The organism is Pseudolactococcus yaeyamensis (assembly GCF_054658615.1).
The window spans coordinates 1-20,785 of the sequence record NZ_BAAGGP010000009.1; the positions used below are offsets into that span (position 1 = coordinate 1).

19 protein-coding genes and 2 pseudogenes are annotated in these 20,785 nt (G+C 36.4%); 19 read left to right on the forward strand and 2 right to left on the reverse strand.

Translation table 11 applies throughout. From position 1 onward, the window contains the following. Positions 1 to 127: 127 nt before the first annotated feature. The 10 genes and pseudogenes from ACYQ21_RS03100 to ACYQ21_RS03145 form a co-directional block, all read left to right on the forward strand. Positions 128 to 310: pseudogene (locus tag ACYQ21_RS03100) on the forward strand (oligo-beta-mannoside permease IIC protein); the annotation flags it as partial. An 89-nt stretch (positions 311 to 399) separates the two neighbouring features. Beyond that, entirely contained in the window at positions 400 to 1,116 is a 717-nt protein-coding gene (locus ACYQ21_RS03105; protein ID WP_460055037.1) for a GntR family transcriptional regulator, read from the forward strand. Positions 1,117 to 1,396: 280 nt separating this feature from the next. Further along, the gene (locus tag ACYQ21_RS03110) at positions 1,397 to 2,392 is read left to right on the forward strand and encodes an aldo/keto reductase (protein WP_460055039.1); all 996 of its coding nucleotides are present in this window, start codon (positions 1,397 to 1,399) and stop codon (positions 2,390 to 2,392) included. A 24-nt stretch (positions 2,393 to 2,416) separates the two neighbouring features. Continuing rightward, a complete protein-coding gene (locus tag ACYQ21_RS03115) occupies positions 2,417 to 3,841 on the forward strand; it encodes a glycoside hydrolase family 1 protein (protein ID WP_460055042.1) in 1,425 nt (474 codons plus the stop codon). A 4-nt stretch (positions 3,842 to 3,845) separates the two neighbouring features. Beyond that, positions 3,846 to 4,709, forward strand: coding sequence for an ROK family protein (locus ACYQ21_RS03120; protein WP_460055044.1), 864 nt, complete (start codon positions 3,846 to 3,848; stop codon positions 4,707 to 4,709). A 298-nt stretch (positions 4,710 to 5,007) separates the two neighbouring features. Then, positions 5,008 to 5,709 (forward strand): methylase, encoded by a 702-nt coding sequence (locus tag ACYQ21_RS03125; RefSeq protein WP_460055047.1) that lies wholly within the window; start codon positions 5,008 to 5,010, stop codon positions 5,707 to 5,709. A 29-nt stretch (positions 5,710 to 5,738) separates the two neighbouring features. Continuing rightward, the gene (locus tag ACYQ21_RS03130; protein ID WP_460055049.1) at positions 5,739 to 6,797 is read left to right on the forward strand and encodes an Eco57I restriction-modification methylase domain-containing protein; all 1,059 of its coding nucleotides are present in this window, start codon (positions 5,739 to 5,741) and stop codon (positions 6,795 to 6,797) included. Beyond that, positions 6,798 to 7,259: a TIR domain-containing protein gene (locus tag ACYQ21_RS03135; protein WP_460055051.1), complete on the forward strand. Its 462-nt coding sequence runs from the start codon at positions 6,798 to 6,800 to the stop codon at positions 7,257 to 7,259. A gap of 4 nt (positions 7,260 to 7,263) precedes the next feature. Further along, positions 7,264 to 7,656 (forward strand): TIR domain-containing protein, encoded by a 393-nt coding sequence (locus ACYQ21_RS03140; protein WP_460055053.1) that lies wholly within the window; start codon positions 7,264 to 7,266, stop codon positions 7,654 to 7,656. Beyond that, positions 7,634 to 8,131, forward strand: a complete 498-nt coding sequence (locus tag ACYQ21_RS03145) for a RipA family octameric membrane protein (protein WP_460055056.1) — start codon at positions 7,634 to 7,636, stop codon at positions 8,129 to 8,131. The genes ACYQ21_RS03140 and ACYQ21_RS03145 overlap by 23 nt, the downstream gene beginning before the upstream one ends. Positions 8,132 to 8,332: 201 nt before the next feature. On the opposite strand, the gene ACYQ21_RS03150 is transcribed toward ACYQ21_RS03145, so the two are convergent. Together ACYQ21_RS03150 and relB are read right to left on the reverse strand one after the other, a co-directional pair. Next, on the reverse strand, positions 8,333 to 8,599 hold the full coding sequence (locus tag ACYQ21_RS03150; RefSeq protein WP_460055059.1) for a type II toxin-antitoxin system RelE family toxin: 267 nt from the start codon (positions 8,597 to 8,599) through the stop codon (positions 8,333 to 8,335). Next, positions 8,589 to 8,834, reverse strand: a complete 246-nt coding sequence (gene relB / locus ACYQ21_RS03155) for a type II toxin-antitoxin system RelB family antitoxin (RefSeq protein WP_460055062.1) — start codon at positions 8,832 to 8,834, stop codon at positions 8,589 to 8,591. Before relB ends, ACYQ21_RS03150 begins: the two co-directional genes overlap by 11 nt. A gap of 172 nt (positions 8,835 to 9,006) precedes the next feature. On the opposite strand from relB, the gene ACYQ21_RS03160 reads away from it, so the two are divergent. The 9 genes and pseudogenes from ACYQ21_RS03160 (at position 9,007) to ACYQ21_RS03200 (ending at position 20,754) form a co-directional block, all read left to right on the forward strand. Next, entirely contained in the window at positions 9,007 to 12,309 is a 3,303-nt protein-coding gene (locus ACYQ21_RS03160; RefSeq protein ID WP_460055065.1) for a DEAD/DEAH box helicase family protein, read from the forward strand. A 167-nt stretch (positions 12,310 to 12,476) separates the two neighbouring features. Further along, positions 12,477 to 14,630 carry a type I DNA topoisomerase gene (gene topA / locus ACYQ21_RS03165; protein ID WP_460055068.1) on the forward strand — a complete coding sequence of 718 codons (2,154 nt, stop codon included), beginning with the start codon at positions 12,477 to 12,479 and terminating at the stop codon, positions 14,628 to 14,630. Positions 14,631 to 14,896: 266 nt separating this feature from the next. Continuing rightward, positions 14,897 to 15,214 carry a phospholipase D-like domain-containing protein gene (locus ACYQ21_RS03170; protein WP_460055071.1) on the forward strand — a complete coding sequence of 106 codons (318 nt, stop codon included), beginning with the start codon at positions 14,897 to 14,899 and terminating at the stop codon, positions 15,212 to 15,214. Beyond that, complete coding sequence (locus ACYQ21_RS03175) at positions 15,207 to 15,719, forward strand: DUF4391 domain-containing protein (RefSeq protein WP_460055073.1); 513 nt, start codon at positions 15,207 to 15,209, stop codon at positions 15,717 to 15,719. The genes ACYQ21_RS03170 and ACYQ21_RS03175 overlap by 8 nt, the downstream gene beginning before the upstream one ends. A 32-nt stretch (positions 15,720 to 15,751) precedes the next feature. Next, positions 15,752 to 16,228, forward strand: a pseudogene (locus ACYQ21_RS03180) (site-specific DNA-methyltransferase); the annotation flags it as partial. Positions 16,229 to 16,455: 227 nt separating this feature from the next. Further along, complete coding sequence (locus ACYQ21_RS03185; protein ID WP_460055074.1) at positions 16,456 to 16,983, forward strand: DNA methyltransferase; 528 nt, start codon at positions 16,456 to 16,458, stop codon at positions 16,981 to 16,983. After that, positions 16,938 to 17,819, forward strand: a complete 882-nt coding sequence (locus tag ACYQ21_RS03190) for a DNA methyltransferase (RefSeq protein WP_460055077.1) — start codon at positions 16,938 to 16,940, stop codon at positions 17,817 to 17,819. Before ACYQ21_RS03185 ends, ACYQ21_RS03190 begins: the two co-directional genes overlap by 46 nt. Beyond that, on the forward strand, positions 17,816 to 19,300 hold the full coding sequence (locus ACYQ21_RS03195; RefSeq protein WP_460055078.1) for an ATP-dependent nuclease: 1,485 nt from the start codon (positions 17,816 to 17,818) through the stop codon (positions 19,298 to 19,300). The genes ACYQ21_RS03190 and ACYQ21_RS03195 overlap by 4 nt, the downstream gene beginning before the upstream one ends. Positions 19,301 to 19,548: 248 nt before the next feature. Continuing rightward, the gene (locus tag ACYQ21_RS03200) at positions 19,549 to 20,754 is read left to right on the forward strand and encodes an ATP-binding protein (protein WP_460055079.1); all 1,206 of its coding nucleotides are present in this window, start codon (positions 19,549 to 19,551) and stop codon (positions 20,752 to 20,754) included. Positions 20,755 to 20,785: the final 31 nt, after the last annotated feature.

A 20,785-nucleotide genomic window follows, 5' to 3' on the forward strand; every position in this document is an offset into this window, starting at 1 on the left:
ACGTTTTTCGTTATCAATGACTTTTTCAGATTATTTGGCACAGTTGTTTTCAATGTGAGAGCTGTTATTTTTAAAAACACGCTTCCTATTTTGAGATTGGGAGAGAGAGAGTCATGCGTTTGTCGTGGCTAGTGGTCTTGTCCCATTGACAACGGGTGCACAAGTCCCATGGACAATGCCAGTTCTGATTTCAGGTTTCCTAGCCACCAACTCAATCATGGGCTCTGTATTACAGCTCGTTCAAATGGTTGCTATCGGTATTATCTATTTACCATTCCTTAAAATGCTAGATAATACAGACGACATTTAAAGGCAGAAGAATCTCTAAATCAGGTTTTAGAGATTCTTTTTAAATGTTTTGTGCTGATATAAATAAGGGATTTTTGATATAATGGGATTATGAATAAATATCAAGTGATTTACAATGACTTCCGAAATAAAATCGTAAAGGGTACTTATAAAGCAGGGCAACTTTTACCCAAAGAAACAGAAGTTGGTGAAATTTTTACTGCCAGTAAAATGACAGTCAAGAAGGCTTTTGATATGCTCGTCAATGATGGTTTTATCATCAAGCAACGAGGAAAAGGAACATTTGTTCAGGATATTTCTCCGTCAGAGATGGAAATTTTGGCCGAGGCTAATCAATTTTTGGGAACAAGCGCCCTCAATCCTAAAAAGGATGTCACATCTGAAGTCTATGAATTTGCAACGATTGATGTTCCGAATAAAGTATCTGACAAGCTCAATATGAAACCCGATGGAAAAGTTTATAAAATTGTTCGTGTGCGTCAAATTGATGGTGCACCGACTGTTTTAGAGTATACGTATATGCCGATAGCGGTAATTCCTGATTTGAAACTCAAAAATGTGCAAAGATCTATCTATTACTATATTGAGCATAAACTTGGCTTGAAAATCGCCACAGCACGTCGGACGATTTCTGCTCGAAAAGCAACAGATGATGAAGCTGAAAAATTACAGCTCATAAAAAATGATCCTGTTGTTGAAGTTAAGCAGATTGGTTATTTAGCAGATGGTATTGCTTTTGAGAGTTCAACTAGTATCCATCGTTATGATGCCTATGAATTTGAAGTGATTTTACATCGGAAAAATTGAGAAGTCAAAGAGGCTGGGACAAAAGTCTCAGAAATACGAAAACCGCATGAAATTCGTTTCTAGAAACGTTGATTTCATGCGGTTTTTCAGTTTTAAAATTTGTCAAAAATAAGCAATTTCTGACTTTTGTCCCAGACTCTTTGACTTATTTTTCCAAGTAGCTATCAACGCTTGTTTGTGACCGCTAGAAAATAATACGCATAAATTTGACAAATGTATGTGATTTGTATAAACTAGAGACAATTAAGTATATACTTAATTGTTAATAAAAGGAGACTAAATGCGTAGCCAATACATTCCCAATGAGAAACGTTATGACAAAATGATTTATAACAAAATTCCCAAATCTGGTCTGAAATTACCCGCTATTTCACTTGGATTTTGGCATAATTTTGGCACAGGAACACCGCTTGAAAAACAGCAAGAAATCGTTCGTGGTGCTTTTGACATGGGGATTACCCACTTTGATTTGGCCAATAATTATGGTCCAACTTACGGTGCTGCCGAAGAAAACTTCGGGCGAATTTTTGCTGAAGATTTGAAAGCCTATCGCGATGAGCTTATCATTTCTTCCAAAGCTGGTTATGATATGTGGCAGGGACCTTATGGTGATGGCGGCAGTCTTAAATATTTGGTGTCAAGTTGTGACCAATCTCTACAACGTCTGGGACTTGATTATGTCGATATTTTCTATTCACATCGTCGTGATATGGAAACACCGCTTGAAGAAACAGCCACGGCACTTGATAAGATTTATCGTGATGGAAAAACGCTTTATGTTGGCGTGTCTAATTATTCAGCGCAAGACACTGAAAAAATGGCAGAACTTTTAGCCGATTTAAAAACACCTTTCATCATTCATCAGCCTAATTACAGTATGCTCAATCGTGAAATCGAAGCAGAATTAAAACCAAGTTTGACCAAACTTGGGCTTGGCGGCATTGCCTTTTCACCTTTGGCACAGGGTATTTTGACAAATCGTTATTTGACTGATATTCCTGAGGATTCTCGTGCTAACTCATCAAGTCAATTTTTGAATGAAGAACGTGTGCAACAGAACATTATAAAAGTTCGTAAGCTCAATGAAATTGCAGTACGCCGAGGGCAAACCATAGCTGAATTGGCCATCGCTTGGCTCTTACGTGATGGTGTCATTACCTCAGTTTTGGTCGGCGCAAGTCGCTTATCCCAGCTTCAAGATAACGTTAAGGCACTTGATAATCTCACTTTTTCGACAGCGGAACTTGCAGAAATCGATGCAATTTTGCTAAAATAAAACTATATAGAAAGTATATCAAACATGACAACTTTAAATTTTCCTCAAAACTTCTGGTGGGGTGCCGCAACATCTGGTCCTCAAACTGAAGGGCGTTTTAATAAACCCCACGCTAATATTTTTGACTATGACTTTGAAATCAAGCCTGACAATTATTGGCATGGTATCGGACCTGACACAGCATCAAATTTCTACAATGATTACAAAAATGATATTGCCTTGATGAAAGCAGCGGGTCTAAATTCTGTCAGAACATCCATTCAATGGACACGCTTGATTGACGACTTGGAAACGGGTACACTCAATCCTGATGCAGTCAGATTTTACAACGATGTGATTGATGAATTCATCAAACAAGGCATTCGACCAATCATGAATTTACACCATTTTGATGTGCCTGTTGATTTGATTCACAGATATGGTGGATGGGAATCGAAACATGTTGTTGACTTATTTGTCCAATTTGCTGAAAAATGCTTCGAGCTTTTCAGTGATCGTGTGACGGATTGGTTCACGCATAATGAGCCAATGGTCGTTGTTGAAGGTGGCTATCTTTATCAATTCCATTATCCAGATTTGGTTGATGGTAAAAAAGCGGTACAAGTGGCCTATAATTTGCAGTTGGCATCAGCAAAAGTAATTGCTACCTTTCGCAAACTCAATCAAAATCCTGATGGTAAAATCGGTGTCATTCTGAATTTGACCCCCAACTATCCAGCCAGTGAGTCTGAAGCGGATCAAGCCGCAGCACACTTTGCTGATTTGTGGCAAAATAGTTTGTTCATGGATGCTTCTGTCAAAGGAGAATTTCCAGCCGAACTCGTTGAAGTATTGACCAAAGATGGTGTCATTTGGAACAGTACGCCTGAGGAACTTGACATCATTCGGCAAAACACCATTGACTATCTAGGAGTGAATTTCTATCATCCCAATCGTGCACAAGCACCGAAATATTCGTCAGATTCCCTTGCTGTGGACTGGATGCCTAACAAATACTTTGAAGAATACGAGAAGCGTGGTGTTCGGATGAATGTTGATAAAGGCTGGGAAATCTACCCACGATCGCTCTACGATATTGCTAAAAATATCCAAGAAAACTATGATAATATCCCTTGGTTTGTTTCAGAAAATGGCATAGGTGTAAGCCGTGAAGACCGCTATTATGACCCAGAAACCAATCAAATCAACGATGATTATCGGATTCAATTTATCAAAGAACATCTATATTACGTTCATAAAGGGATTGCGGAAGGCAGTAATTGCTTTGGCTATCACTTGTGGACACCTATCGACTGTTTCAGCTGGCGCAATTCCTATCGTAATCGCTACGGTTTGATTTCAGTCGATATCCATAGACAAGTCAAAACCTTGAAAAAATCAGCTTATTTCTTTAAAGAATTGGCAGAGACTTCAAGTGTTGACCTGAAAGCATCAGAAACGGAGAAGTAACCTAATGGCACTTTTAACAATTGACGTCGGTGGTACAAGCATCAAGTATGCCAGTTTTGATAATGGCGAATTAGCACATAAAGGCACAAAGGACACACCTGCAACCTTAGAGGCGTTTTACCAGACCTTTACAGCGATAAAAGATGAAATCGCTGAACAAGTCGAGCTGACAGGCATTGCCATCAGCTGTCCGGGTGCAGTGAGCAAGGCAGACGGCGAGATTTATGGCGCCTCAGCATTGCCCTATATCCATAATTTTCCAATCAAAGCAGCCTTTGAAGAACTTTTTGGTTTACCAGTTTCAGTGGAAAACGACGCCAATTGTGCAGCGCTTGCAGAAGTTTCTTACGGCGCTGGAAAAGACTATCAAGATTTACTTTTCTTTGTCATCGGGACTGGTATTGGTGGTGCGGTCGTCCTAGATAAAAAAATCCGCCACGGGGCGCATCTCATGGGTGGTGAATTTGGTTTCATGTTGATGAAGGAAAAAACCTTGTCAACGGACTCTAGCCCCGTCCGCATGGCTAAAGATTATAATGAATCGCATGGCACAGACTTTAATGGACAAGAAGTCTTTGCTCTGGCGGAGAAGGGGGATAAAGACGCACAAGAACGCGTTGGCACCTTATTTGATAGCCTAGCTCGTGCTATCTTTAATTTGCAGTATGCCCTAGACCCAGAAATTATCCTTTTGGGTGGCGGTATTTCTCAAGCAGATTTTCTCATTCCAAAACTTCAGGCAGCCTTGCAAGTCGTTTATGACAAAGTCGAAATCTCAACCATCATGCCGAAAATCGCAGTCTGTGAATTTCAAAATGATGCCAATTTGATTGGCGCGGCTGCTGATTTTTTATCTAGTCATCAATGAGGCTGATTTAATTTAAAAAACTCCTGTTTTCTTCGTTGTTGAAAATGGGAATTTTTGTTATGGTCATATCAAAAAACATTTATCAGAAAAATTATGGTTTTTCTGATAAATGTTCTTTTTTTATTCTATTTTAAAGCGTTTTCTAAAGCTAATTATACCATAAATCTAGTTCATTTTTATCCTTTAGTCGTATTAACGCTATGTTTCCCCCTATATATTTCCGGAAAACCATAAATTTCTTGACAAATGTGTGAGGGCAAAATGTTAAAAGTATCTGGAAAGTTGTTTAGGACTGGGCATGACTAAGCAACTTATCAAATCAAAAGAGCGTGTTCAGAAACATGGTGAGGTTTTCACACCTGTTTGGATGGTTGACTTGATGTTAAATCAAGCGGGCATTAAGGAAAAGCTGAGTGATCCATTTGCAACGTTTCTGGAACCAGCGGCTGGTGATGGTAATTTCCTGACGGCCATTTTACAGAAAAAACTGACACATATCAACCAAATGTCTAAAGGGGCTCGATATGATAATCTTAGCCTTTGGGCATTGAGTAGTATCTATGGTATCGAGCTTTTGACGGATAATCTGCTTGATGCGCGTGAAAATATGATGACGGTGTTTTTAGAGCATTATCAAAAAAATCATGACAAAGTGCTCGGGAAAAAGACCAATCTTTACAAGAGTGCGCGCCTGATGATAGAGAAAAATATCCGTCAAGGAAATGCACTGACCCGACAAAATGAGAGTGGGCAGCCGATTACCTTTAGTCATTGGTGGCGGGTCAAAGGCACGAGTAACGACGTGCAGCGTGAACTTTTTACCTACGCCTCACTTTTTGGTGCAGAAAATGTGCCAAGTGATGAGATTGCGGGACAGATGGATTTATTTGATGACTTTGATTTTGGTGTGGATATAGACAAAGGTGTACAGTCAACTGAGTTAATAGCGCCTTATAAAATTGTCAGCATTCAGCAGGTTTGGAAAGAAGAAAAAATCTAAAAAGGATAGGCCTAAAAATGGAGAAGAAAATGAACAAAGAAAATTTTAAGTTTGATGTGGTGATTGGCAATCCCCCTTATCAGGAGGAAAGTGTGGGAGATAGTACACAAGCACCGCCGATTTATCATAAATTTATGGATTCAGCATATCAAGTTGCTGACAAAGTAGAACTGATAACACCTGCTAGATTTTTGTTTAATGCTGGAGCAACAGGTAAGGCATGGAACGAAAAAATGTTGGCAGATGAGCATTTAAAAGTAGTCTATTTCAATCAAAATGCGAATGAAGTTTTTAATAATACGGATATAAAAGGTGGTATAGCAGTTACTTATCGAGACAAAGATAAAAAATTTGGTGCTATCAATACATTCACATCTTTTGAAGAATTAAATACAATTTTACATAAAGTTGCACCTAATATAAAAAATTCATTTAGTGAGATTATTTATGGTCAAAATGCTTATCAATACACTTTTAAACTACATGAAGTATATCCCAAGGCAGTTGAGCTATTGAGTAAAGGGCATGAAAAAGATATTACGACTAATGCTTTTGAAAGATTACCATTTATATACCATGATGATAAACCAAATGATGAATTTGACTATATACAAATTTACGGGCGATTTGAAAATGATAGGGTGTATAAATATGTTAGAAAAGATTTTATAAGTGAACATGAAAATTTGAATAAATACAAAGTTTTTCTTCCAAAGGCGAACGGGAGTGGTGCAATTGGAGAAGTATTAAGCACGCCGTTAATTGGCACGCCGTTAATTGGCACGCCGTTAATTGGAGCTACACAAACGTTTATATCTATTGGCGCTTTTGATACGGAATTTGAAGCTCAAGCAACTTTGAAATACATAAAATCAAAATTCGCTAGAACTATGTTAGGAATTTTGAAATTAACACAAGATAATCCTGCCCCTAAATGGAAATTTGTTCCACTACAAGACTTCACAGCAAACTCAGATATAGACTGGTCACAAAGCATTCCAAATATTGATAAACAACTTTATAAAAAATACGGACTTGATGACAATGAAATTGAATTTATTGAAACGAAAGTTAAGGAGATGAATTAAATGGATTTTTATACAGAATATTTCAAAGGAAAAAATGATAAGATTTACAATGTTTTTATTAGCCATTCTTGGACTTATAACGATTCAGAGTATGAAAAAATTGTAGAGTGGTTAGATGATAGTGATATAGCGTGGAAGGATTATTCAGTACCCCAAAATGACCCTATTCATACAAATGGCTCAGATAAAGAACTTTACGAGGCAATCAAGAATAAAATTAGTCCGAGTACAATTATTTTGATGATGGGAAATGTTGCAAGTTCTTATAGTAAGTGGATTGATAAAGAGATTGAAATTTCAAAAGAAGTTTTTGACAAGAAAATTTTGGGAATTAATTCAAATGGTACACACACAACAGATAAACAGACTTCAAAGAAAGTAGCAGATGCTGCAGATAAAATTGTAGGTTGGACATCAAAGTCAATTATCGACGCAATCAAAGAATTGTGCGAGGAGGAGTAATATTATGGCAAAAAATATTTTTATTAGTCACTCATGGAAATACAGTGACGACTACAACAAGTTAAAACAATTATTAGAAAATAGAGGGAATTTTAATTTTAGTGATTATTCAGTATCTGAGGAAAACCCTTTGCCGACAACTAATGATACGCAATTAAGAACACAGTTAGATAATCGTATTAGAAACGCTAGTATTGTCATTATCTCTGCAGGTGTCTATGCAACAAGTAGCAAATGGATTAACGAAGAAATTAAGATAGCTAAAAAATATGGCAAACCCATTTTAGCAATAAAGCCATATGGAAATATCAATACTTCTCGATTGACAGATGATGCCAATGAAACGGTAAATTGGAATACTGAAAGCATTGTGAATGCGATTAGAAGACTTTGGTAACAATATGGAAGATAAAAAGATAGAAGATAGAAAATTTGAATTGTATAAAATATACTTGAATAGTATAGAAAAAATATCAGATAGACGAGATAATGCGAATAAATATTTTTTACAAATTCAATCTGTGATATTTGTATTATGTGGTTTAATCATTCAACATGGTGGTTCAGAAAAAGAAATGTTTTTATGTGGTATTTCTATATTTGGAATAATCATGTCAATTATATTTTACTTTCTAATCAATTCATACAAGCAGATGAACAGCGGAAAATTTAAAGTACTGCATGAAATGGAAAATGAATTAGATATTGATATGTATAAAAAAGAATGGATTTTTTTAGAAGAAGGGGAAAATCGTAAAGTATATTTTCCATTTTCTCACATTGAAAGATGTATTCCAATTATCTTTGGAATTGCTTATTTATTAGTTATCTTCTTTATTACTCAAAATCATTTAGCTGTTTTATGGAAATAGTTTCAAAATTTGTAGAATATCAGTCTACAAATTTTGAAAATTACATCAAGCAACCAAAATTTAGTCATATATACATTGGAGGATTTGCCATTTTGATTTTTGGTTTGTTGATAAGACTAGCAATTACTTTTTAGGTACAATATAAAAAACGCCTCACAGCGTTTTATCAATCTCCAAATGCAGTTGTTAGTCTTTAATCTTCTAACGATAAACCTCTCGTCTATGGCTAATCTGTACGGCAAGGATAATCAGTTCTTTGTCTTGAATGACAACAACTAACCGATAATCGCCAATGCGATAGCGCCAAAGTCCAACTAAATTTCCGATAAGCTGTGTGCCGTGGTCATGCGGATCATCAGCTTTTAAAATGACATTGTTGATATAGCTCTGGATACGTTTTTGAGTAAATTTATCGAGCTTTCGAAATTGTCGATTGAACTTTGGTGATGGCACAAATTTATAAGCCATCATCAAGCCCCAATTCTGCTTGTAAGTCTTCCCATGATTGGACTGATTTATCTGTCATGATGTACTCTTGGTATTCAGCGATTGAGGTTTCAGCAACTTTCAAGTCATAGTCATTTTCATATTTTTGCAGCATTGTCCGCTTGATACTTTCTGATAGAGAAAGCCCCTCAAATTTTGCCATTGCTTGAAAAAATTGTTTTTCACTATCTTGTACTTTAATCGTAATTGTTGCCATATGAATCTCTCCTTTCTTGGTAACACCATTGTAACACCTTAATAACGAAAAATCAAGAAGTAATACCTAGGTGTTACCTTTTGATGAAGGACAAACTTAAAGATATTCAAATCGCTTTAAATATAATGCAGTCATACTACAACATATCAAAACTTTAAAAGGAATATTTCCCATGACGGATCATACAAAAGTCAACACGCTAACCCCAGTCCATCCTAAAATCTATGCTTGGTCAACGCCAGACGTGCCAAAATATAAAGGCTGGCTAAAAATCGGCTATACTGAAAAACAAACCGTAGAAAAACGAATTAGCCAGCAAGCCAGTCAGATGAAAATTGACAAGAAAATCGAGTGGCATTATGATGCGCGGTTTCAAAATGGCGGCTGGTTTACGGATAAGGCTTTTCATCGTTATCTCAAGAAAAATCAAATTCCAGAAGAAAACGGAACAGAATGGTTTGATTTCCGACCTGAAAAAGCCAAGGAAAAATCAAAGGATTTGTTCCAAAAGTTTGTTTTTCAAGATTATGCTACCGTGCAAAAACTTGAAAAGACTTTAGATTATACCCTGCGTGCCGAGCAAGTCGTAGCAGTCGACAAAACACTTGCTTATCTAAATTCAGGTGTGCCAGACCGTAAATTTCTCTGGAATGCTAAGCCACGTTTTGGCAAAACATTGACTACTTATGACTTTATCCGCAAATCAGACGCTATCAATGTGCTTATCGTGACCAATCGACCAGCCATTGCGAATGCTTGGTATGATGACTTTGAGAAGTTCATCGCTTGGCAGACGGATTATCTCTTTGTGTCAAGTAGCGAAAGCCTCAAAGATAGACCTGCTTTGTCTCGTGAGGAGTATCTAAAAGCAATGTTCGACAATGAAAACACGCGTCAACTTGCCTTCCTTAGCTTACAGGATTTGAAAGGCTCTCAGTATTTTGGCGGTGCTTATGATAAACTGAAGTGGGTCAAAGATACCGACTGGGATTTATTAGTCATAGATGAGGCACATGAAGGTGTAGATACTTCTAAAACAGACACCGCCTTTCGTCAGCTAAAGCGCAATTTTACCTTACACTTATCGGGAACGCCTTTCAAAGCGATTGCAGGTGGCGACTTTTCTGATGCGCAGATTTATAACTGGTCTTACGAGGACGAACAGCGGGCTAAAGCTGATTGGTCAGATGTCGAGACCAACAATCCCTATGAAAATCGACCCAAACTCAACCTTTTTACTTATCAGATGTCGCAGATGATGACGGATGAGATTAACAAGGGCGCAGCGATTTCTGATGATGGTGGAAATGCTGACTATGCTTTTGATTTGAACTTATTTTTTGAAACGAAAGATGATGGTAACTTTGTTCATCAAGACGAAGTGGTCAAATGGCTAGACACTTTAACCAAGGGGGAAAAGTATCCTTTTTCGACACCAGAACTTCGTGAAGAACTCAAACACACTTTTTGGCTTCTCAACCGAGTTGCCTCAGCCAAAGCGCTTGAAAAATTACTGAAAAAACATCCTGTATTTGAAAACTATGAAATTATCTTAGCAGCGGGAGACGGCAAAACGCCCGATGATACAGCTGCAAATTTATCTAGTTTCAATAAAGTGAAACAGGCGGTGAAAAGTCATGATAAGACCATCACTTTATCCGTCGGACAGCTGACAACAGGTGTGACGATTCCAGAATGGACAGCGGTCATGATGTTATCTAACATGAAAAGTCCGTCTCTATACATGCAAGCAGCCTTTCGAGCGCAAAATCCATGGTCTCAGGAAGTAAATGGACAACTTTATCAAAAAGAAAATGCTTATATTTTTGACTTTGCACCAGAAAGAACGCTGATTATTTTTGACGAATTTGCGAATAACTTATCTCGTTCGACAGCAAATGGCGCTGGTACTCATGACAGCCGAGCAGAAAATATCAAAAATCTGCTGAATTTCTTTCCCGTGATTGCCGAAGATTCAGACGGTAAAATGGTTGAACTGGATAGTACGCAAGTCTTAACCATTCCCAAAGCGCTTAAAGCCCAAGAAGTCGTTAAACGTGGTTTTATGAGTAATCTACTTTTTGCTAATATCTCAAATATTTTCCAAAATTTAGCGCCAGTGCGCGATATTCTGGATAAGATGAATACGGCGAAAGATGACTTGAAACCAGTACGCAAAGTCAAAGTTGCTGTTGATGAAAGTGGTGAAATTGCGATTCCCGAAGACATTGTCATCAGTAAAACGGACGCTGTTTTTGGTACTGCGATTTATGAGCAAGCTGATTATCAAGTTGAGCTGGCGGATGATACGCAAACAAGAGACAGTGTCAAAGTTGCTGAAAGTTTTTCTAAACCTGTCATCGAAAATATTTTTACGCCAGAAACTTTAAATACTTTGACCGCTGACCATGATCAGAAAACTATCTCAAAAGCTTTTACGACAAATCTCGTGAAAGAGGCCGAAAAAACGCTGACTAAGGTTCTTGCTGTGGAAATTGAGGATAATCAGATTGAGCAGAAACGTGTTGTCAGCGAGTTCGATGAAAAAATTCAGCAAGCAGTGACATCAGATGAAAAGCATGAGATTGAGCAAACAAAAACTCAGAAATTAACAGATTTAACAACACAGTTACAAGAAACAATCAAAGAAGTTTTGACGGAAAAAGTGCCTGAGCTTGCTCAAAAGGCGGTTGAAAAAGTTGAGACTAAGGTCGAAGAGAAGAAAAAATCTTCTGTTGAAGATGATGTGCGTGACCATTTACGTGGCTTTGCACGGACGATTCCTAGCTTTATCATGGCATATGGAGATGACCATTTAACCCTAGAAAATTTTGAGAACTATACGCCAGATGATGTTTTTCTGGCAGTGACTTCTATTACAGAAACCGAATTTCGCTTTCTACGAGATGGTGGCGATTATACAGATGAAGATGGCGAAACGCAACACTATGCGGGAGGTTTATTTGATGCACAAGTTTTCAATACAGCCATTCAGGAATTTTTGAATAAAAAACGGGAACTCGCTAATTATTTTGATGACAGTTTGACAGAGGATATTTTTGACTATATTCCGCCACAAAAAACGAATCAGATTTTTACACCGAAAGCTGTAGTTAAGCTAATGGTGGATAAACTCGAAGTGGAAAATCCTGACATTTTCAAAGATAGCACTAAAACTTTTGCAGACTTGTATATGAAATCAGGTCTTTATATGACAGAGATTGTGACACGTTTGTATGCTGGTTTGGCAGAAGAAATCCCTGATGATGCTGAGCGTTTGAGACATATTCTTGAAAAACAAGTGTACGGTTTTGCACCAAGCGAAATTATTTACAATATCGCTGTCAATTATATTTTTGGTTTTGCTGGCGATGAGATTTCTAAAACTCATTTTGTTAATTGTGATACGATTCCCTATGTTAAAGCAGGGAAATTAGAAGGATTGCTATTGGATACGTTTGACTTTAATAACTAAAAAGATAACTCATCTATCAGATTTTGGTGGATGAGTTATTAATCTATTTAAATGAAATTTATTCAAAAAAACGTGTTTCTCCTATAAGAAAAACAGTTTTGTCTTGACAATCAGAAAAAAAGCCGTTATGATAGGTGGAGTAATCTGATAGAAAGTTGGCTAACCTCATGGTAACAGCGACAACAAAGCAAGCAGCCGTTAAAAAAACGACGACTAAAAAAGCAACAACGAAGAAAACAACTAAGAAAAAAGCAGCAACAAAAATTAAGAAAAATTTGGTCATTGTCGAATCCCCCGCTAAGGCAAAGACGATTGAAAAATATCTCGGTCGCAATTATAAAGTCGTTGCGTCTGTCGGGCATATTCGTGACTTGAAAAAGTCAACCATGTCTGTCGATATTGAACACGACTATGAGCCGCAATACATTAACATTCGAGGCAAAGGACCATTAATTAACTCCCTTAAAAAAGAGGCTAAGAATGCCAAAGCCGTCTATCTCGCAAGTGACCCGGATAGAGAGGGAGAAGCGATTGCTTGGCATTTGGCGCATATTTTAGGGCTTGATGTTAAGGATAAGAATCGTGTTGTCTTTAATGAAATCACTAAAGATGCCGTTAAAGATGCTTTTAAAGAACCACGTTCAATTGATTTAGACTTGGTAGATGCCCAACAAGCACGTCGTATTTTAGACCGCTTAGTCGGCTATTCCATCTCGCCAATTCTTTGGAAGAAGATTAAAAAAGGCTTGTCCGCTGGTCGTGTGCAATCCATCGCGCTCAAAATTATCATTGACCGTGAAAATGAAATTAATGCCTTTATCCCAGAAGAATACTGGTCAATCGAAGGTAATTTTAAAAAAGGGACTAAGAAATTTCCGGGTAGCTTTTACGGTCTTGACGGCAAGAAGAAGAAGTTGCACAAAAATTCGGATGTTTTAGAAGTCATGGAACGCCTGACATCAGACGAATTTACAGTCGATAAGGTTGATAAAAAGGAACGCCGTCGCAATGCACCACTGCCTTATACAACGTCTTCTCTCCAACAAGATTCGGCCAATAAAATTAACTTTAGAGCGCGTAAGACTATGTCTGTTGCCCAACAATTATATGAAGGGATCACGCTAGGACCAAATGGTCATCAAGGGTTGATTACTTATATGCGTACTGATTCGACACGTATCTCGCCAGTTGCCCAAGCGGCAGCGGCTAGCTATATCGTCGATACTTTTGGCGAAAAATATAGTAAACACGGCAGTAAAGTTAAAAATGTCGCGGGTGCTCAGGATGCCCATGAGGCCATCAGGCCGTCTAACGTTCTCAATACGCCTGAGGCCATTGCCAAGTATCTCGATAAAGACCAGCTCAAACTCTATCGTCTGATTTGGAATCGTTTCGTTGCCAGCCAAATGACGCCTGCTGTTTTTGATACAGTTAAGGTCAATCTCTCGCAAAATGGTGTCATGTTTACGGCAAACGGTTCACAAGTCAAATTTGACGGCTATATGGCGGTTTACAATGATGCGGATAAGAACAAGATGCTACCGGAAATGGCTGAGGGGGATGTTGTCAAGAAAGACAATATCAAGCCAGAACAGCATTTCACGCAGCCGCCTGCGCGTTTTAGTGAAGCCACGCTGATTAAAACGTTAGAAGAAATCGGTGTTGGTCGCCCGTCCACCTATGCACCAACGCTTGAAACAATTCAGCGTCGTTACTACGTCAAACTATCAGCTAAGCGATTTGAGCCGACAGAACTCGGTGAAATCGTTAATAACATGGTCGTCGAGTTCTTCCCGAATATCGTTAATACCGAGTTTACAGCAGATATGGAACACTCTCTTGATAATGTTGAACACGGCTTGCGCCAATGGGTTCAGGTCGTCGATGAGTTCTATCAACCTTTCGCCGTTGAGCTTGAAAAAGCTGAAACGGAGATTGAAAAAATCCAGATAAAAGATGAGTCTGCCGGTTTCGACTGTGAGGTCTGCGGCCATCCGATGGTGATTAAACTTGGCAAATACGGCAAGTTTTACGCTTGTAGTAATTTCCCAGACTGCCGCAATACTATGGCGATTGTCAAGGAAATTGGTGTCGTCTGCCCGACTTGTCATGAAGGTCAAGTCATCGAACGTAAGTCTAAACGCAATCGGATTTTCTACGGTTGTGCCCGCTATCCAGACTGTGAATTCACTTCATGGGATAAACCCATCGGTCGAGAGTGTCCAAAATGTGGTCAATTCTTGGTTGAGAAGAAAGTCCGTGGCGGCGGCAAACAGGTTGTTTGTAGCAATGGGGATTATGAGGAAGAAAAAGTTAAATAATCTAGACCAAATCAAAAAACGCTGTCTCTTGATAGCGTTTTTTGATATGTTTTTGGAAAATTCCATATAACTATATTCAGAAAAATGCTAACATATTAAATAATACTTACTAAATAGTCTATATTTTTGGTAAAATAGATGTATATTTATTTAGCACAGTTAAAGCATTAAAGTAACCTCGCCATATAAAAGACATTAAGTTAGACATTTTTTCGGCGGGTACTTAAATCTAGGAGGAATTTTTATGTTAGAAAGTGGTTGCTTATATGACTATTAATAGTTTTAATAATACGACACAGCGTGTCATTGATGACTTAAAGCAAGAAATTCGTCGTGGTGCCAAACTTAAAATCGCAGCAGCTAGTTTCTCAATATATGCTTACGAGGCTCTAAAAAAAGAACTTGAAAAAATAGATGAATTGCAATTTTTATTCACTAGTAATGTTTTTACCAAAGAAAAAATTTCAAAAGAAGCTCGTGAATTCTATATTCCATGTGCAAATCGCGAACGTAGATACCAAAGATGGGCGACATATGGCAAAATATTCGGACTTATTGACTTTTTGGTGGCTAGTCATGAGTAAACTGTTAAACTTTTTGCCTAAAACAACATACGTCAATCGTGTGGTCGCAAAAGATAGGATTAGTACTCAACTTGCGAAAAATACACAAGTTAAACAAATTCGTTGGTATGCTAAATTAGCTCCTACGACAATTAACTTGCCGAGTAAAAACTTGATTGAAATCGAAATTTTTACGATTGAGATGGCAATACTAGATACAAAAGTCTTAAGTGATATACAAGCAAAAATACCACATAAGATTATTTTCATTGTTAATGATGACTGGATTGGTAGTTTTTACTATAAGCGATTATATGGTCGAAAAATGCTTGAAGCATTGGAGATACGAGGGTTGAGTATTGATGAGATACAAGAAAATTTTCTCAGACAAATTTTAGAGCTAAAACAATCAGGGCAACCATTGGCGGAACAAATCAAGCACTATAATCAAAAACAAGAGATTAAGAAACAAATTGAAACACTAAGCAAGCAAATCAGACGCACCCCCATAGGCGTCACCAGCTAGAGCTAGAATTAGAAAAATTAGGAGATTAAACGATGAGTCAAACACCAGAAAAGGTTCATATTCCAAAGCAAACTGTCGATATAGAATTGTTGAACGAATTACGTGACCTTTTTGCCAGAGCAGAAGATCAAAAAGAACGATATGATTTTACGTGGAATGGTAAAGCTAAGGCTTATTTTGAAGCTGCTACACCGTCAACAAAAACATTGCGCCCACAACCAGAAGAAAGTGTTGATTTTGAAAACAGTGAAAACCTCTTTATCACTGGAGATAATCTTGAAGCCTTGAAACTCTTGCAAGAATCTTATCAAGGCAAGATAGATATGATTTATATTGATCCACCTTACAACACAGGAAAAGATTTTGTTTATCATGATAATTTCAAAAAATCTATCAAAGATGCAGATGAAGCTGAGGGCAATGTCGATGAAGAAGGCACACGTTTAGTTAAAAATGACAAGTCAGCTGGACGATTCCACTCAGATTGGTTGTCAATGATGCACGGCCGTTTCATGAGTTTAATTTTTCTGAAAAATACATAAAAATTAGTGATTTAAATTTTTACGAAAATATTCAAAAAAGGGACAATATTACTGAATATATTGTTTGAATTTTCAAACAATAATTAATCTTATATGCTATTCTTTTTAAAAACTCGATATTCTTTTAAAATATTCAGAAAAATATATTTTAAATTGAATTTATGAAACGGCCGTGGTCAATGATGTATCCACGGTTGAAGTTAGCACGTAATCTACTTTCGGATACTGAGGTAATTTTTGTTTCGATTGATGATAATGAACAGGCTAATTTGAAATTGTTGATGGATGAGGTGTTTGGGGAGGATAATTTTGTAGGGGAATTTATAATAAAATCTACACCTAATGCAAGAGATTATGGAGATATCGGAAAAATGCATGAATTTGTACTCTTTTATTCAAAAGATAATTGTTTGACAGAGACAAATCTATTGCCTGATTTGGAGAAGAAGTTCTCTTATAGTGATGATAAAGGTGGCTTTAATATTCATCCATTATATAATAGTAACGAAGCTTTTCACAAAGGAAATCGTCCGAATTTATACTACCCATTTTACTTAAATCCTAGCTTGATTTCCGACAATGGTTTTTATCAAATATCGTTGGAAAAGAGCGATGATTTTTCTATAGAAATTTTCCCTCCTAAATCTCAGAAGAATCAAATTCCTTTTGTTTGGAGATGGGGAAAGAAAAATCTAATAAATTTATCAATGATGAGATTGTAGGTTATTCAGCAAATGGTGAATATAGAATTGTTCAAAAAATGAGACATAGTGAGAAATTGATTCGTTCGATTATTGACGGGAAAGATTTTACAAGTCGTCGAGGAACTTCAGAAATAGAAGAATTGATGGAAGGGAAAATTTTTAGTTTTCCAAAACCAATAAAGCTAATTGAAAATTTTCTAAAAGTAGCTACAACTAATAATTCTATTATCCTTGACTTCTTTGCAGGCTCTGCCACGACTGCTGACGCCGTTATGCAACTTAATGCTGAGGACGGCGGAAATCGAAAGTATATTTTAGCTACTCTTGATGAAAAAACACCAGAAAACTCTGAAGCCCAAAAAGCAGGTTATAAAACCATTGATCAAATATCCCGAGAACGTATCCGTCGAGCTGCAAAGAAACTTGATGATACATCTGGTTTCCGCGCCTTAAAAGTAGATAATTTAGGTATTCGTGAAGATATTTACAAGACGGCTGATGAAACTGGTCAAGGGGATTTATTAGAATTATCAAATTATCAAAAAGAAGGGCGTACGGATTACGATTTGTTATATGATATTTTGATTGATGGCGCTTTGGAGTATAATCGAAAAGTTTCAAAAGAAACGCTAGAAAACGTTGAAATCATCAAATACGACTATTTCGGTGAATTATCCGGTGTCATTTGTTATTTTGGTGAACAACTTACCGATGAATTAACTCGGTCAATTGCCACCTTAAAACCTCTAAGTGCTGTCTTTAAAGAATCAACATTTAATAAATCATCTGAGAAAGTGAACGTACTAGAACAATTCCGCGTGATTTCTCCAGATACGAAAGTGAAGGTGGTTTGATGTATATTTCTAAAATGAAACTTCATAATTTTAAAAGTTTTGAGGGAGACCATGAGCTGAATTTTAAATCAGGTATTAATTTTTTTGTAGGGGATAATAATTCTGGAAAAACAACTATTTTTAAAGCTATCGAGTTTATACAGGGAGGAAAAATTAAGTCTGATTGGATTACAAAAGGTAAAAAAGATGAAGAAGTTTCGGTAGAGATTTTATTTTCAGGAAATGATATTGAACAGTTAGTTGAGCAAGATTCTTTGAAAAAATATGCGGATTTTGTGTTTGAAGAAAATGGTATAAAGAATCTAAGAATATTACGAGATAGTAAAAAACATGTGTGGATATCTAAGAATGGGAATAAAAATACACCTAAAACAACAAAACAAAAAAATGTTTTAGTGTGGCATCCAACGGAAAAAGAATGGCAGAATCCAACTGGAATTGATTCAACAATTTCAGCGCTGTTTGATGCACAATTTGTTTATTCTGATTTGAAAAATGAAGAATATCAAGATTTTGGAAAAGCAAAAATTGTTGGAAAACTTATTAATGCAGTTACTGCCGATTTTCAGCAATCAAGTGTATATAAAGAGTTACGAGTAGCACATGAAACTGCTTTTGGTGATCAAGGTCTAACAGCAATTCTAAAAGATACTCAAGATAAAATCGAAGAAATTATTTCGGAACAATACGGAAAAACTGGTGTGAAATTTAATTTTGGATTGCCAGAGTTGGATAATTTCTTTAAAACTGGTCAAATTTTACTATCAGATAATGGCATTGAAACTGATGCTAGTGAAAAGGGAACAGGGATGCAACGGGTATTGGCACTTGCATTAATTCAACTCTATGCGGATGTTATAAAATCAGATGCTACAAATGACAAACCAATTTTTTTCTTTATTGATGAACCAGAGACATTTTTACATCCTAAAGCTCAAGATAAGTTGATTAATTCTTTAAAGAAAATCTCAAATTTTTCACAAATCTTTATTACAACACATTCACCATATTTACTTAAACACTTTGAGGAATCAGTGAACCAAATAAATGTTTTTTCTCGAGAGAGGGATAGAATTTCTAATAATAAGGATTTAAACTTGTTTCCTTCCTTCAGTCCTACTTGGGGAGAGATAAATTATGTAGCATTTGATGTTGTGAGTATTGAATTTCATAATGAATTGTATGGTTATTTAGAAAATCACTTCAAAAAAAATAGGGAGGATGTAGATTTTATTACTTGGAAAAATTCCCAGCAACCAACACCGAAGGTTAACTTTGAAACGTGGTTGAACTATAAAGGTTTTTCGAATGATGTAGATTATTTTGATGATAGAAAAGAAAACGGTGACACACCTAAAAAATCATTACCAACATTTGTTAGACATATTATTCATCATCCAGAAAACAACAAAAACTATTATACTCTTCAGCAGTTATCGGACAGTATTTCAAAAATGATTGAGCTCGTTAAAAAAATTTAGTTAACTGATTTTGACAAAGGATAATTAAATAAATAGCATCAATGAAACTCAAATACAAGTAATAAAAACTATTTTCAATAAAACCATATATTAAATATTTTTTATAAAGAGACTCAAAATCTCTTTTTAGATCTGCTCTAGTATCTTTACAGAAACAGGAACTATATTTATACTTTTTACGTTTATTGTAAAAAATGGAACTATACTTCCGTTTATAGTCTAATAAATAAAAGAAAGGGACTACAAGTATGATAATTAGAGAAAAGTATTTAAATTGGATTGTAGAAGCAAAAGGTTCTGAGTTTATTAAGGTTATTAGCGGTGTTCGGCGTTCGGGTAAGTCCTTTTTACTAAAAATGTTTAAAGAACATCTTGAAAATGAAGGAGTAGTACCAGAAAATATCGTCTATCTAAATTTTGAGGATATGACATATGATGATTTGCTGACTGCGACATCATTTTTTGCCTATCTAAAAGAAAACGTTATTGATGGCAACGTCACTTATTTTCTATTTGATGAAATACAACTAGTAGATGGCTGGGAAAAAGTGGTTAATAGTATTCGAGTTTCGTTTAATAGTGACATTTATGTGACGGGCTCAAATAGTAAAATGCTCTCAGGTGAGCTAGCGACATTACTATCAGGAAGAACCATTACAATTGAGATGATGCCATTATCCTTCAACGAATATCTAACCTTTATGTATCAAAATAATGAGTTAACGAGTCAGCGTGAGCGCTATGATGATTATCTTGAATTCGGAGGATTTCCAGCAGTGATTCAGCAAAATACTGATTCGCTTAAAATCAGTGCCCTTCAAGGCATATTTGATACGATTTTGTTAAATGACGTTGCCCAAAGAGGAAATATTAGGGAAATTGATGTCCTAAAACGAATTGTGAAATTTTTGCTGGATAATATTGGGCAGCTAGTGTCAGTCAAAAAAATAGCTGATACATTGATGTCTGCTAACGTACGTATTTCAACTAAAAGTGTAGCTAAGTATCTTGAATTACTCGAAGAAGCTTTTCTGTTTTATAAAGTGGATCGTTATGATATCCGTGGCAAAGAACGTTTGAGAAATGGTGCTAAATATTTTGTCTGTGACCTTGGCTTACGTAATAAAATTTTAGGACAATTTGCTGGTAATCTAGGTGGTCAAATTGAAAATTTGGTTTATCTTGAGCTGCATCGTCTCGGCTATGAAGTATTTGTAGGACGTCTAGGAGATAAAGAAGTTGATTTTGTCATCGCTAAAAATGGCATCACTAAATATGTTCAAGTGGCACTAGAGCTGCCGAAAACAAGTCGTGAGACTGATAATCTAGGGGAAATACCTGATTCATTCCAAAAAATCGTTGTGACTGGAAATCCACTTGATGTTGGAATGGTAGATGGTATTCCGATCATCCATATCATTGATTTAGTGATGAATGGCTTGCCGAAATATTAAGACTTTGAAATACGAACACTATTTATTAAAT

Coding starts and splice junctions, on each gene's coding strand:
- ACYQ21_RS03105 (WP_460055037.1), top strand. CDS start 400: ATGAATAAATATCAAGTGATTTACAATGACTTCCGAAATAAAATCGTA.
- ACYQ21_RS03110 (WP_460055039.1), top strand. CDS start 1,397: ATGCGTAGCCAATACATTCCCAATGAGAAACGTTATGACAAAATGATT.
- ACYQ21_RS03115 (WP_460055042.1), top strand. CDS start 2,417: ATGACAACTTTAAATTTTCCTCAAAACTTCTGGTGGGGTGCCGCAACA.
- ACYQ21_RS03120 (WP_460055044.1), top strand. CDS start 3,846: ATGGCACTTTTAACAATTGACGTCGGTGGTACAAGCATCAAGTATGCC.
- ACYQ21_RS03125 (WP_460055047.1), top strand. CDS start 5,008: ATGACTAAGCAACTTATCAAATCAAAAGAGCGTGTTCAGAAACATGGT.
- ACYQ21_RS03130 (WP_460055049.1), top strand. CDS start 5,739: ATGAACAAAGAAAATTTTAAGTTTGATGTGGTGATTGGCAATCCCCCT.
- ACYQ21_RS03135 (WP_460055051.1), top strand. CDS start 6,798: ATGGATTTTTATACAGAATATTTCAAAGGAAAAAATGATAAGATTTAC.
- ACYQ21_RS03140 (WP_460055053.1), top strand. CDS start 7,264: ATGGCAAAAAATATTTTTATTAGTCACTCATGGAAATACAGTGACGAC.
- ACYQ21_RS03145 (WP_460055056.1), top strand. CDS start 7,634: ATGCGATTAGAAGACTTTGGTAACAATATGGAAGATAAAAAGATAGAA.
- ACYQ21_RS03150 (WP_460055059.1), bottom strand. CDS start 8,599: ATGGCTTATAAATTTGTGCCATCACCAAAGTTCAATCGACAATTTCGA.
- relB (WP_460055062.1), bottom strand. CDS start 8,834: ATGGCAACAATTACGATTAAAGTACAAGATAGTGAAAAACAATTTTTT.
- ACYQ21_RS03160 (WP_460055065.1), top strand. CDS start 9,007: ATGACGGATCATACAAAAGTCAACACGCTAACCCCAGTCCATCCTAAA.
- topA (WP_460055068.1), top strand. CDS start 12,477: ATGGTAACAGCGACAACAAAGCAAGCAGCCGTTAAAAAAACGACGACT.
- ACYQ21_RS03170 (WP_460055071.1), top strand. CDS start 14,897: ATGACTATTAATAGTTTTAATAATACGACACAGCGTGTCATTGATGAC.
- ACYQ21_RS03175 (WP_460055073.1), top strand. CDS start 15,207: ATGAGTAAACTGTTAAACTTTTTGCCTAAAACAACATACGTCAATCGT.
- ACYQ21_RS03190 (WP_460055077.1), top strand. CDS start 16,938: ATGGGGAAAGAAAAATCTAATAAATTTATCAATGATGAGATTGTAGGT.
- ACYQ21_RS03200 (WP_460055079.1), top strand. CDS start 19,549: ATGATAATTAGAGAAAAGTATTTAAATTGGATTGTAGAAGCAAAAGGT.